This window comes from Microcystis sp. LE19-195.1E (assembly GCF_027532095.1).
Classification (GTDB): Bacteria; Cyanobacteriota; Cyanobacteriia; order Cyanobacteriales; family Microcystaceae; genus Microcystis; species Microcystis aeruginosa.
The window spans coordinates 1-13,708 of the sequence record NZ_JAPZSZ010000177.1 but is presented as its reverse complement, the minus strand read 5'-3'; the positions used below and the strand labels follow the sequence as shown (position 1 = coordinate 13,708).

Below are 13,708 nucleotides of genomic sequence, written 5' to 3'. Positions count from 1 at the left end.
CTCAAAAACGTGATATTCTAAAGGCATAAATCCCTAAATATGACAATTTTAAAGGATGAAACTGTTAAAAATGCTTATCGGTACTTGGTTAATACTACCGATTTTTTCCGTTCATGCTCAAGTCCCCTCGCTGCCCCCAATTAAGCAAAATTCCCCCAATCTTGGTGATCTACCCAATGATCCCACCCAGCAGAAAAATTGGCTTTGTACCCAAGGAGATCAACGCATTGCCGTGGCTGCTAAAGAAGAGAAAGGTTGGAAAGAATTAATTGAAAAACAAGGTTGGCAATGTCGTGAGGGAAATACCGACATACCCGATAAAACTCTCGGCTTTTCCTGTGAACCAGAACAAACCCTCGGACTCTTGACAGTTTACTGGTTAAATGGTAGTAATGGTCAACAACAATTAAGCCAATGGCGAGATAAATTAGCAGCACAACAGGGGATGGTTTGTACCATTAATAACGTGCAGTTATTCGATACTCAAGAAAATATACCCAACCCATCAAAACCATGATTAAATTAGCAATTTTGCCTCAATCTATCCTCCTAGGTATCAGTTTACTATTAAATAATTCTCTGCCCTTACTTGCCCAATCTACACCCCTGAGCGTGGATAATTTAAGGAATACCGTCTATAACATTCCCAATCGGGGTTCCGTAATTGTCAGCGATGGTATTTTTCAATCCAATGAGGGACAGATTTTAGGAGTGCAAGTCAGTCGAGAAGCTTTGATGGGGGACTATAATAATGATCAAAGGAATGATGGTATTGTCGTGTTAAGAGTGATTACCAGAGATCAACAGCAATTACATTATTTAGCCCTAGTGATTGATAATAACGGTACTGCCACTAACACCGATACTGTCCTGTTAGCCGATCGAGTAATTGTCGATAATCTTAGTGCTAAAGATGGTATGATCACCGTCAATATGAGAAGATTTCTCCCCCGGGATCCTTCCTGTTGTCCGTCGGGAGTCATTACCCAACAATTTGCGATTAATTCTAGTATTAATCAATTGACTTTACTGAGTACCAACGAAAGTCAACCCACCACACCAAATGTGCAGGTAGTACCCGCTTCTCCCCTGAGAATTAATAATAGTAATCTCCCCTTTCAACCTCCCGCTGGGGCCATCCAAATCCGCTTTTAACCTTATTTTTGGTGCGTTACGCTATGCTAACGCACCCTACCTTTTTGTTTGAGAAAAAATGACCTACAAATATCCCATCCAACGCTGGTATATTGCCGCGACTAATCCCGAAAAAATCGCGGGGTTAGCGCGAGAAATGGGACTATCATCCTTATTAGCAACTATCTTAATTAATCGCGGTATTGATACCCCCGAATTAGCTAAAACTTATATAGATCCTGAAGCGGATACCTTACCCTCTCCCCTGGGAGAATTTCCCGACTTAGAAAAAAGCGTCAATTTATTAGTAAAAGCGATCGCTAGGGGCGATAAAATTGCTATCTGTGGGGACTACGATGCCGATGGCATGACCAGTACATCTTTACTATTAAGAGCCTTGAGACATCTCGGCGCTAGAGTAAATCATGCCATACCCAGTCGCATGAAAGAGGGATACGGAATTAATCAGCGCATTGTCGAAGAATTTGCCGAATCGGGAGTCGGATTGATTCTCACCGTTGATAATGGTATTTCCGCTCACGAACCGATCGCCCTAGCGATAGAATTAGGATTAAAAGTTATTATCACCGATCATCACGATCTGCCGCCAATTTTACCAAATGCCTCCGCTATTCTCAACCCGAAATTATTAACCCCGAACTCTCCCTATCAGGGATTAGCGGGGGTGGGAGTCGCCTATATTTTAGCGGTGACAACTGCCCAAAAAATGGGTAAATTACAGGGATTAACCGAGTCATTATTAGCATTATTTACCCTAGGCACTATAGCAGATTTAGCTCCATTAATTGGGGTAAATCGTCGCTGGTTAAAACGGGGTTTAAGAAAATTGCCCAAATCTCAATTAGTCGGGATTCAATCCCTGATGCAAATAGCGGGAATTAGCGAGGAACAAAAGCAATTACAACCGGATGATATTGGCTTTAAATTGGGACCGAGAATTAATGCCATTGGTAGAATTGGTGATCCCCAGATAGTTATTGAATTATTAACCACCGATGAGGCGGGAATTGCCTTAGAAAGAGCGATGCAGTGCGAACAAATTAATCGTACTCGTCAAGAATTGTGCGAAAAAATTGAAGAAGAAGCGATTAAATTAGTGGAAGAAACGCCGATTCTTTGGCAAAAAGATCGAGTTTTAGTCGTGGTAGAAAAAGATTGGCATCATGGGGTAATTGGTATTGTAGCTTCCCGTTTAGTGGAACGCTACGGAGTGCCGGTTTTTATTGGTACTTATGAGGAAGAAGATGCTAGTAAAATTCGCGGTTCTGCCAGAGGAATTGAAGAATTTCACGTTTTTGAAGCCCTGCAATTTTGCCAAGATTTACTAGGAAAATTTGGCGGTCATAAAATGGCGGGGGGTTTTAGTTTACCCACAGCTAATTTACTAGCATTTAAACAAAGATTAAGTCAATTTTCTCACAAAATTTTACAAATAGAACAATTAAAACCTTTAATTAAAATTGATACTATCCTAGACTTTAAACAAATAAACCTGCAACTTTTTCAACAAATTGATAGTTTACAACCCTGGGGAATTGGCAATGAATTACCCGTTTTTTGGACTCCTAACGTGCGAGTAGTGGAACAGAAAACTATCGGAAAAAATCATTTAAAATTATTGCTGGCTCAAAGCGATAATACCAGAATTAAAGCCCTAGCTTGGCGTTGGGGCGAATATTGTCCTTTACCAACGCGTTTAGATATTGCCTATAAACTCAAAGAAAATACTTGGAATGGTAATAAAACCATAGAAATTGAATTAGTGGGAGTGCGATTACCCCAAGAAAATGATAGTATTAAAAAAGCAATTTTTATGCACGCCGAAAAAATGTATCAATGTAGTTTTTGGGGTGATTTAAACGAGATTCGCATCAAAAATGAACAGGGCGAGATTTTAGTCGTCCAGAAAGGGCAGCGCATTGGTTTATTAGGCAAAAATCGGCAACAAGCGAGAGAAGTCAACGTGACTGAACCCCGTTTTTATACTTTAATTAAAGTTGCCATCAAAGCTTTGGCTATCTAAGTAGCTGGTTATAATTAAATTAAAAATCGATTTTAGGTTCGATCCCCCCTGCCCCCCTTAATAAGGTAGGGTTGATTCATGAATCAACCCTACCCTTGATAACGGGGGTGTCTGATAATTTTTAACGCCTACCTACTTAGCAAAACCTCCAAAAAAAGCGCCTTGACGATGAACCAAACCATAGTGATCAAAATCGGTACTTCCAGTTTGACCGATAATCAAACCGGCCAATTATCCCTATCCACGATCGCCGCTTTAGTGGAAGTCCTCACCCGGTTGCGCGCTGCCGGTCATCGGGTGGTATTAGTATCTTCCGGGGCCGTGGGGGTGGGCTGCCGTCGTCTGGGAATACAGGAAAGACCGAAAAAAATCGCCCTCAAACAAGCGATCGCCGCCGTCGGTCAAGGTCGTCTGATGCGGATCTATGATGACCTCTTTACCAGTCTTGGTCAACCGATCGCCCAAATTTTGCTGACCCGTCCCGAATTGATGGAACGCACCTGTTATGTCAACGCCTATAATACTTTTCAGGCTTTGTTTGAATTAGGGGTGATTGCCATTGTCAACGAAAATGATACGGTGGCGATCGATGAGTTAAAATTCGGCGATAATGACACTTTATCAGCCCTTGTAGCCAGTTTAATCGAGGCTGACTGGTTATTTATCCTCACCGATGTGGATCGCCTCTACAGTGCCGATCCGCGGCTATTTCCCGAAGCGGCGGCTATTGCCCGAGTTAGTCCCGCGGAATTAGCGCAACTATCGATCGATGCCGGTAGTAGTGGCAGTCAGTGGGGGACCGGGGGTATGGCGACTAAATTGGCGGCGGCCCGGATTGCCACCAGCGCCGGGGTAGAAATGGCGATTACTAGGGGACGGCAGCCTGGTAATATCTTAAAAATTATGGCAGGAGAGGCGATCGGAACCCGTTTTGAGGCCCAAAAACGCAGTGATAACGCCCGCAAACGCTGGATCGCCTACGGACTAATGCCCATGGGTAAAATCTATCTCGATGCTGGGGCGATTCAAGCCATTTGTCAGGGGGGAAAATCTCTGCTCGCGGCCGGGATCACCAAAGTGGAGGGGGAATTTAGCGCCTCGGAATCGGTGCAATTGTGCGATCAAGAGGGCCGGGAAGTGGCCCGGGGAATTGTTAATTATAGTAGTGAGGAGATCGATCGAGTTAAAGGTCAACATTCCGAGCGTATTGCCAGTTTCTTAGGTTATATGGCCGCAGAAACCATCATTCATCGGGATAATCTCGTCATTTTGAGTGCCTCGTCCACCACCTCGACTAATCAGGGATAATTCCGCCACCCAGCGCCGGTCCAGCCAATGCCTTAAATGTAAAGAAATGTCTCAAAAAAACAACAAATTGTTAGACAAGCAAGAGAGTTAGACTAGGGATGTCCCCCGAAGTTCAACCCTGTGAGATTATAAATAAAGCGAAACTCAAAAATGTCTTTATTGCTGTTGGGAGAAACTTAATAATGCGAGACGCGGTAACTAGCCTGATTAGAAAATACGATGTCACTGGACGTTATCTCGATCGAGATGCGATCGATAATCTTAAACAATATTTCGCCTCGGGAACTGCCCGTCTAGCTGCCGCCGCCCTCATTAACGCTAATTCGGCGGCGCTCGTGCGTGGGGCGGCGATTCGTCTATTTGAAGAAGTTCCCGAATTGATCCGCGCCGGGGGTAATGCCTACACCACCCGTCGTTATTCTGCCTGTCTGCGGGATATGGATTACTATCTCCGCTATGCCAGTTATGCGCTGGTGGCTGCTGATACTAATGTTCTAGATGAACGGGTACTGCAAGGACTGCGGGAAACCTATAATTCCCTCGGTGTTCCCATCGGTCCGACGGTGCGCGGTATCCAAATCATGAGCGAAATGATTCAAACCATGGCTACTGAGGCGGGTATTGCCGACACCTCTTTGATCGCTGAACCCTTTGATCATCTCACTCGCGAATTAAGCGAAGTGTCTATATAATGCAGTTGTCAGTTATCGCTTATCGGTTTTGTCCGTTCAATTTTTGATGGAACTAACCCGCATCAGTACCCACTCTCAGCCTAGGGGAGTGGGGAAGGTGCAGCAAGGGGAACAGTTGATTAAAACATTGTCCAGCTTTCTTTGACCCATGACTCTCCCCTCGGATTTTCCCCTAGAACCACCGGCTACCAATAAAGATCCCCATCGTGATTATCGCGGACTCGATCGCGATAAACTCACCCCCATGTATCAGCATTATGTGGAGGTAAAAGAAACCTATCCCAATGCTCTTTTACTCTATCGTGTGGGCGATTTTTTCGAGTGTTTCTTTCAGGATGCGGTGATTATCTCCAGAGAATTAGAATTAGTTCTCACCAGCAAGGAAGGGGGTAAAGGGATTGGGAGAGTCGCCATGACCGGGGTTCCCCACCACGCCCTAGAGCGTTATAGTCGTTTATTGGTGGAAAAAGGCTATGCGGTGGCGATTTGTGACCAAGTAGAGGATTCAACGGAAGCAGCCGCCGAAAAACGGCTCGTAGAACGCGCTATCACCAAACTGCTCACCCCCGGAACCCTCACCGATGAGGGAATGTTAAACGCAAAAAAGAATAATTTTCTAGCTGCTGTGGTGATTACCGGAGAAAATTGGGGATTAGCCTATGCAGACATCTCCACCGGAGAATTCTACACCACCCAAGCCAGCGATTTAACGGCTTTAAGCCTAGAATTAAGCCGTTTACAGCCCTCAGAAATCCTTTTTCCCATCAATGCCCCCGATTTAAACCGTATTTTGCGTCCCGGGGAAAAATCTGACCATCTCCCCCCCTGTTTACCCGATAGTTTTTGTTATTCTCTCCGTCCCCAAACCATCTTTACTCTCACAGAAGCGAAAAATCGTCTCCTAATCACCTATAAAATGCGTTCCCTAGAGGGTATGGGCTGCGAACATTTGCCCCTCGCTATTCGCGCAGCCGGAGGCCTCTTAGAATACATTGAAGATACCCAAAAAGCCAATCAAGTCCCCCTACAACCTTTAAAAACCTACTCTATCTCCGAATTTTTGATTTTAGATGGGCAAACCCGTCGCAACCTTGAAATTACCCAAACGGTGCGCGATGGTAGCTTCTATGGTTCTCTATTATGGGCGATTGATCGTACTTGTACGGCCATGGGTAGTCGCGCCTTACGTCGTTGGTTACTGCAACCCCTCTTAGATTCTCGCGGTATTCGCGCCCGTCAAGATACTATCCAAGAGTTAAAGGATAATCCCGCCCTGCGCCAAGATATTCGGCAAAAATTAAGGGAAATCTACGATATAGAACGTTTAAGCGGTCGTGTTGGCGCAGGAACGGCTAACGCCCGCGATTTACTTTCCCTAGCGGCATCTTTAGTCAAATTAGCCGATTTAGCGGCTTTGGTCGCCTTAGGAAATTCCCCCTATTTGAAAGCTTTACAGCAAATTCCCGCCGATTTAGAAAAATTAGGCCAGCAGGTGATAGCGCATCTGGTGGAATCTCCTCCGCTGCATCTGAAGGAAGGGGGGGTGATTCGTGAGGGAATTGATGCCCAATTGGATGCCCTGCGGCGCGACTATCAGGAAGTAATCGATTGGTTTAAGAATCTGGAGACGACAGAAAAAGAAAGAACGGGCATTAGTAATCTTAAGGTTAATTATAACAAAACTTTCGGTTATTATATCAGTTTACCCCGCAGTAAAGCTGATTTCGCCCCAAAAGATTATGTGCGTAAGCAAACTTTAGTCAATGAGGAACGTTATATCACCACCGAGTTAAAGGAGAAAGAAAATATAATTCTGACGGCAGTAGATGAATTAAATAAGTTAGAATACGAGATTTTTAGCGATTTACGCCGTCAAGTGGCCGAATTTTCCCCAGAAATCCGGGAAGTGGCCACAAAAGTCGCCGCTTTGGATGTGTTGGCAGCATTGGCAGAAATCGCCGTTTATCAGGGATATTGTCGCCCGGAAATCGCCGATGGTCGTCTTATCGATATTAAAGATGGTCGTCATCCCGTGGTGGAACAATCCCTTGGGGCTGGCTTTTTTGTGCCGAATTCGATTAATTTGGGCAATCAGGAGGGTTTAGAATACCCCGACTTGATTATTCTCACCGGTCCCAATGCTAGTGGCAAAAGTTGTTATCTGCGACAGGTGGGATTAATTCAATTGTTGGCCCAAACTGGTAGTTTTGTCCCGGCAAAGTCGGCCAAAATCTCGATCTGCGATCGCATTTTCACCCGGGTGGGGGCTGTGGATGACCTCGCTACGGGCCAATCCACCTTTATGGTGGAAATGAACGAAACTGCCAATATTCTCAATCACGCCACAGACAGATCATTAGTATTACTAGACGAAATTGGCCGGGGGACAGCCACTTTTGACGGGTTATCCATAGCTTGGTCTGTAGCGGAGTATTTAGCCACGGTACTGCAATCGCGGACGATTTTCGCCACTCACTACCACGAACTGAACGAATTAGCTTCAATTTTAGAGAATGTGGCCAATTATCAGGTAACGGTCAAAGAATTACCCCATGAGATAGTATTTTTGCACCAAGTACGACCGGGAGGTGCGGATAAATCCTATGGTATCGAAGCGGGGAGATTAGCCGGTTTACCAGCTTCTGTGATCGATCGTGCCATGCAGGTGATGGGTCAAATCGAAAAACATAGTAAAATTGCGATCGGTTTGCGTCAAGGAATTAAGAAAATTAAACCGGTTAAGTCGGATCATCCCCCATCTCTGCAGCAATTGGATATTTTTGATGACAGTAAGTAGTCGTGGAAAGCTCAACTTTGTCTCCTTTGTCTCTCTGTGGTTCACAAAAAGGCTGCATCTCGATTTTCCAGAAACACCGACAATCAGCAATTATCAGTGATACTAAATCCGTTGAGTATAGGCTACTTATGAGAAGAGGCAAAAGGCAAGAGGCAAAAAGCAACAGGAGGAATAAATAATCAGTCTTTAATAACAGGATTTGGTATGACCCTTAAACTGGGACAAATATATCAACAATTGCGTGTAAGCATCCCACCGAAAAACTAATGCGCGGGGGGATTGAGGGAAAAAATCGAAAGTAACGCCCGATTTTAGAAGAGAGTTTTCCCCTTAAAAATCTTCCTTTTTCAACACTATTAAAACTGTAAAAACTTTTTAATTTGTGTCCAAAGATTGGTAAAAGACTCTTTCATTTCCTCTTTAATTTTCCAGCGTTTAAATGCCTCTTCGTAGGCAATTCCTTGATTTTGAAAAGTTTTCCAAGCCGAGAGAGAAAGAGGTAAACCCATTAGCAAAAAGATATAAATTGCCCAAGAAATTGTTCCAGCACTAATTAAATTAATGGTAAGAAAAAAACTATTAATAATCAGATAGCGAACGGTTTTATGTTTTAGCTCCTCGCGACGAAAGCGATCGAATTCTTGCCGCTTATAACTGACCATTTTTGACTCTTGCCAGTCCTTTTCCGCCGCTTCTAAGTCTTTAACTTCAATAGCTAAATCGTCGGCAATTTCTAACAACTGTTGACGGGTAATTTCTCCCTTATCCCCTTGACGGGAGATAGCCAAATAGAGAATTTCCTGCACATCCTCTTGACTGTAGGATTGGGGAGGGAAAAAATCGGGGTTTGGCATAGCGATAGAGAAAGAAATAGGTTCCTTCTCTATTATGGGCGATCGATTAGCGATTGACAGTTAGACGAGACAGGGAGTTTTTAACTGATTCAACCATGCTTCTAAATCCTGCAAAGAGCGATCGGCATATTGACCGTAACGTTCCCGTTTATTGCGGATTTTTCTGGTAAAATTCGGCAAAATGCCAAAATTTGGCGGCATCGGTTGAAAATGTTTCGGTTCGGCACTGCTGATAAACTCAAATAATGACCCGATCATCGTTGTGGTTGGCAATGTCACCGTTTCTAATCCTAAAGCTAAACGAGCGGCATTAGTTCCCGCTAACCATCCCCCAGCAGCCGCGGCCGTATAGCCTTCCGTGCCGATTAACTGTCCTGCCGCTAATAGCGTCGGTCGCGATTTAAACTGGAGACTGGAGGATAATAACTGGGGAGAATTGATAAAGGTGTTTTTGTGCATCACCCCCATGCGGACAAATTCGGCCTTTTCTAACCCCGGAATCAGACGGAAAACCCGTGTTTGTTCACCCCATTTTAAATTAGTTTGAAATCCCACCATATTCCACAATTGGCCCGCTTTATCTTCCATTCGCAACTGTATAACTGCGTAGGGACGTTGATCCGGATATCTGGGATCCGCTAATCCCACCGGTTTCAGGGGACCAAAACGCATGGTATCCTCTCCCCGACTGGCTAATTCTTCGATTGGCAGACAAGCCTCGAAAAATTTGGCATTTTCTCGCTCAAAATCCTTTAATTCTGCTTGTTCTGCCTGTTTTAACTCTTGCCAGAAGTGCAGGTATTGTTCCCGATCCATAGGACAATTGAGATAGGCGGCCTCACCTTTATCGTAACGGGAGGCCAGAAAAGCGATCGATCGATCGATCGATTCCCCTAGAATAATCGGACTAGCGGCATCAAAAAAGCTCAGATAGTCCAGTCCCGTGAAATTTTGCAGATCTGCGGCCAAGGCAGCACTGGTTAACGGTCCAGTGGTTAAAACGACGATACCATACCGGGGAATTTCCGTGATCTCCTGACGTTTTAAGGTGACTAGAGGGTGGTTAGCCAAGATTTCCGTCAAATTTCGACTAAAGACCCCTCGATCGACCGCTAAAGCCCCTCCTGCGGGGACACTATGCTGATCGGCCTGGGCAATAACTAGAGAATTTAAGCGTCGTAATTCTTCATGGAGTAATCCGGTGGCGCGATCCACCGCCATGGCACCAAAGGAGTTACTACAGACTAATTCGGCTAAAAATTGGCTATGGTGGGCGGGACTAGAGCGAATTGGGCGCATTTCGTGCAGGATCACGGGAATACCTGCTTGGGCTATCTGCCACGCCGCCTCAGTCCCCGCTAATCCTCCACCAATTACATGAATGGGGCGATCGATCATAGTTGGGAGAAAATGGCTAGAGTAGGACTATTTTAGCGTTAAGCAAGGAGGCAAAATTATTTGTAGGATGGGTTAGCGGTAGCGTAACATAATCGGGCGTTGGGTTTCATGCTTCAACCCAACCTACGTTCATCTTATATTTAATTCCACCCACCCACTTAGTTCCCAGTCACCAAAAAAATAGGCTGGGCTGACGGCGATCGCATGAAGATTGGGGCTGATCGCAAACTCAGGTTATAATATAAGGAAGGGATAGAATATTATATTTTATCTCGGCACGGTTTTTGCTTTCGAGAAGGTGGCAACACCGCCCCACTTTCTCACCATCTCCTTCCAGATGGGTTAGTTAGCGGTTTGACTTCTATGAACACCAATTATCTTGAAGAATACCAAAAATACCTAGCCGAATGGCAGAAACTGCTTCTGTCCGCTTGGGGTAATGGTGTTCCCACGACTACACCAGTGTTTGAGTTTCCAGAAACTTTGGTTAAATCCCTTGAATATCAACAAGAATGGGTGAAATCCTACCTAACCGCCCAAGAAACCGCCACCAAAGTTGCCCTCGATAGTCAGAAACAATTCTGGGATAGTTATTTCGGTTTTGCCCGTCAGTCCATGGCTGTAATCAATAAACCAGCCTAATTAGATATAAATTGGCTAGATAGGGTTTGCTGAATAAATCTAAAAACCTTGTCCAACAAGGTTTTTAGACTTTTTTTCCCTCAAAAAGTGCCGACCTTTGGAGTGATTGGGGGGAAATTTCCTGGACTTTTTCCCTGAAAATTAGGTAATTGACCACCTGAAAATGGGTAAAACCCCACACCCCACACCCTACACCCCACACCCTGCCACCAGGAAAAACTTTTTTAGCAAACCCTAGATAGTTCGGTTAGTGACTTAACTTCCCTTAAAAAATGAAATTCCTCAAATACAATCCCCTCTGGCTCTGTATTTGAGGCTTTTTTGGGTTTTATTACCTTTAGGCAATTAGGGAATTTTGGGGTTTAGCAAAAATCATCCGTCCGGCCGAGGTTTGCAGTGCAGATGTCACCACTACCCGCAATTCTCCCCCCAGATAATCTTTTCCTTCCTCTACCACTACCATCGTGCCATCTTCTAGATAACCGATGCCTTGGGTGGGTTCTTTTCCTGCTTTGAGAATTTTCAGCTCCAAAGTATCCCCAGGCAAGTAGATCGGACGTACTGCTTGGGCGAGATCGTTGACATTCAAGATGGTGACTTTTTGCAGATTGGCCACTTTACTGAGATTATAATCGTTAGTGAGCAAGGTGGCGTTAATTTCTTGGGCAAGATGGACTAATTTAGCATCTACGGTGCTAATATCCTCATAATCGGCGGGATGAATGATAATGCGATCAGGGAATTCTTGCTGCATCCGGTTTAAGATATCTAATCCTCGTCTTCCTCTGACTCGTTTTTGGTCGTTACTGCCATCCGCTAACTGTTGCAATTCCTGAAGGATAAATTGGGGAATGAGTATCTGTCCTTCGATAAATCCCGTGTCTAACAATTGTTCGATACGACCATCGATAATACAACTGGTGTCCACAACTTTGGTGGCGGCCGCTTGCAGGGTTCCTTCTGCCACTAAAATTGATTCCATACTATTGGGGTTAATCAGACGCAAAAAAGTGCGACCGTGGGTATCAGCTAAACTAACCCCCAGATAGGAAAACATAATACTGCCTAAAATAGCGATTATCGGCTTAATAAACGAGAATTCTCTGGGAATCGGTAGGAAGAAAATCGGGGCTAGGATCAGATTAGCAATCAACAAACCGATAACTAGACCGACCGAACGGGTTAAAATAACTTCGATCGGAGTTTGCCGTACTTGGGTTTCTAGACGACGATAGGTAGTTTGGGCAACTAAACCAAGAGCTAAACCAATAATTGAGGCAAAACCCGCCGATAACCAGCGTAACGCTTCAATATTGCTGATTTGCGACTGGACAGTAACCGGCAGCAAGTCCACACCACTATAGCCAATACTGGCAATAGCGAAGACGAATAGTAAAATTATGACTGCATCAAGCATAGGGATAATACCAGAGAGGATAGGGGGGAATGATGGTAGAAAAATAATGAGTATGAATGCTATTATCGAAAATTTGGGTTTAAAACCCCGTCCTTATTGGGACGGCTTTTCTCGATCCCTAATATAGCACTTGAGAACTTCCAATGGCGCACCTCTCAGTTATCAGTTATCAGTTATCCGTGGGTAAGTTATCAGTTATCAGATGTGAGTTTTTAAGTGTGCAGGATTAAATAGAATTTTCCTACTGTCTTTTTACTGATTACTGTTTACTGTTCACTGCTCACTGATTACTGATTACTGCTCCCTGATTATAGAGTGCAGACCCACTCATTTTAACCCAATGAAAGCAAGGTATCAATACCGCATTTACCCAACAAACCAACAAAAGAGGCTTTTGTCTCAATTGTTCGGGTGTGTGCGTGTTGTCTGGAACAATACCTTAGCTCACTGCCAATAACTCTATCGACAAGGAGAGAAAAAGCCTAAATATACTGAGTTATCTAAGAGACTAACTCAGATTAAAAAGACAACAGAAAAAAACTGTTTAACTGAGGTTTCTTCTATTCTTTTACAACAGTATTTGAGAGATTTAGAGACTTTAGAGACAGCCTATTCTAACTTTTTTACATCTTGTCAAGGAGAAAGAAAAGGGAAGAAAGTCAAACCTCCTAAATTTAAAAAACGTAAATCTAAACAATCAGCAAGATTTACCGATAATGGCTTCACCGTCAATCAACACCACGTTACTTTAGCAAAAATCGGTGATTTAAAAGTCATTTGGAGCCGTCCATTACCCTCTAAACCTTCTAGAGTCACCGTGATTAAAGACGCAGCAGATCGATACTTTCTTAGTTTTGTGGTTGAGATTCAACCTGAAACACTTCCTAACAATGGGGAGTCAGTGGGAATTGATCTAGGGATTGCTACTTTTGCTACTCTCTCAACAGGGGAAAAGATAAGCGCACCAAAACCGTTAAAGAAACGACTAAAACGGCTTAAAAAAGCACAGAGAAACCTTTCTAGAAAACAGAAAGGAAGTAAACGACGGGAAAAAACAAGAAAACGAGTGGCTAAAATCCACGCAAAGATTAAAGACACTCGCACTGATTTCTTGCAGAAACTATCCACTAGGATTATTCGTGAGAATCAAACGATATTTTTAGAGGATTTAAACACATCGGGAATGGTTAAAAATCGTCAACTATCCCGTGCTATATCAGACTTAGGCTGGCGTTCTTTTCGAGATATGCTATCAGCAAAGTCTGATAAACTAAGACGTATTTAGGGTTTGCTGAAAAAGTTTTTCCTAGGGGCAGGGTGTAGGGTGTGGGGTGTGGGGTGTGGGGTTTTACCGATTTTGAGGGGGTCAATTACCTAATTTTCAGGGAAAAAGTCCCTGAATTTCCCCCTGATCACTCCCAT

11 protein-coding genes and 1 pseudogene are annotated in these 13,708 nt (G+C 44.0%); 8 read left to right on the top strand and 4 right to left on the bottom strand.

Going from position 1 to position 13,708, the window contains the following annotated elements:
• Positions 1 to 55 precede the first annotated feature (55 nt).
• From O9300_RS10275 to mutS, 6 genes are all read left to right on the top strand, one after another.
• Positions 56 to 517, top strand: a complete 462-nt coding sequence (locus O9300_RS10275) for a hypothetical protein (protein ID WP_012265376.1) — start codon at positions 56 to 58, stop codon at positions 515 to 517.
• Entirely contained in the window at positions 514 to 1,155 is a 642-nt protein-coding gene (locus tag O9300_RS10270; RefSeq protein WP_287693224.1) for a hypothetical protein, read from the top strand. Before O9300_RS10275 ends, O9300_RS10270 begins: the two co-directional genes overlap by 4 nt.
• 58 nt (positions 1,156 to 1,213) lie before the next feature.
• Positions 1,214 to 3,178: a single-stranded-DNA-specific exonuclease RecJ gene (gene recJ / locus O9300_RS10265; RefSeq protein ID WP_287971548.1), complete on the top strand. Its 1,965-nt coding sequence runs from the start codon at positions 1,214 to 1,216 to the stop codon at positions 3,176 to 3,178.
• Positions 3,179 to 3,346: 168 nt separating this feature from the next.
• Entirely contained in the window at positions 3,347 to 4,486 is a 1,140-nt protein-coding gene (gene proB / locus O9300_RS10260; RefSeq protein WP_287693222.1) for a glutamate 5-kinase, read from the top strand.
• A 182-nt stretch (positions 4,487 to 4,668) separates the two neighbouring features.
• Positions 4,669 to 5,178 carry an allophycocyanin subunit beta gene (gene apcB / locus O9300_RS10255; protein WP_002802766.1) on the top strand — a complete coding sequence of 170 codons (510 nt, stop codon included), beginning with the start codon at positions 4,669 to 4,671 and terminating at the stop codon, positions 5,176 to 5,178.
• A 148-nt stretch (positions 5,179 to 5,326) separates the two neighbouring features.
• A complete protein-coding gene (gene mutS / locus O9300_RS10250; protein WP_287971547.1) occupies positions 5,327 to 7,975 on the top strand; it encodes a DNA mismatch repair protein MutS in 2,649 nt (882 codons plus the stop codon).
• Positions 7,976 to 8,331: 356 nt separating this feature from the next.
• Here mutS and O9300_RS10245 read toward each other — a convergent pair whose 3' ends face one another.
• Entirely contained in the window at positions 8,332 to 8,829 is a 498-nt protein-coding gene (locus tag O9300_RS10245) for a 2TM domain-containing protein (RefSeq protein ID WP_002766497.1), read from the bottom strand.
• 60 nt (positions 8,830 to 8,889) lie between these two features.
• A complete protein-coding gene (gene trmFO, locus O9300_RS10240; protein WP_287971546.1) occupies positions 8,890 to 10,227 on the bottom strand; it encodes an FADH(2)-oxidizing methylenetetrahydrofolate--tRNA-(uracil(54)-C(5))-methyltransferase TrmFO in 1,338 nt (445 codons plus the stop codon).
• 363 nt (positions 10,228 to 10,590) lie between these two features.
• Here trmFO and O9300_RS10235 point away from each other — a divergent pair, with 363 nt between their 5' ends.
• Positions 10,591 to 10,869: a hypothetical protein gene (locus O9300_RS10235; RefSeq protein ID WP_043995783.1), complete on the top strand. Its 279-nt coding sequence runs from the start codon at positions 10,591 to 10,593 to the stop codon at positions 10,867 to 10,869.
• Positions 10,870 to 11,206: 337 nt separating this feature from the next.
• On the opposite strand, the gene O9300_RS10230 is transcribed toward O9300_RS10235, so the two are convergent.
• Complete coding sequence (locus O9300_RS10230; protein ID WP_287971545.1) at positions 11,207 to 12,286, bottom strand: PIN/TRAM domain-containing protein; 1,080 nt, start codon at positions 12,284 to 12,286, stop codon at positions 11,207 to 11,209.
• Between the two features lie 340 nt (positions 12,287 to 12,626).
• Between O9300_RS10230 and O9300_RS10225 the strand changes: the two are divergent.
• A pseudogene (locus O9300_RS10225) lies at positions 12,627 to 13,565 on the top strand (RNA-guided endonuclease InsQ/TnpB family protein); the annotation flags it as partial.
• On the opposite strand, the gene O9300_RS10220 reads toward O9300_RS10225, so the two are convergent.
• The gene (locus O9300_RS10220; protein ID WP_287971543.1) at positions 13,498 to 13,656 is read right to left on the bottom strand and encodes a hypothetical protein; all 159 of its coding nucleotides are present in this window, start codon (positions 13,654 to 13,656) and stop codon (positions 13,498 to 13,500) included. The pseudogene O9300_RS10225 and the gene O9300_RS10220 sit on opposite strands and share 68 nt — an antisense overlap.
• Positions 13,657 to 13,708: the final 52 nt, after the last annotated feature.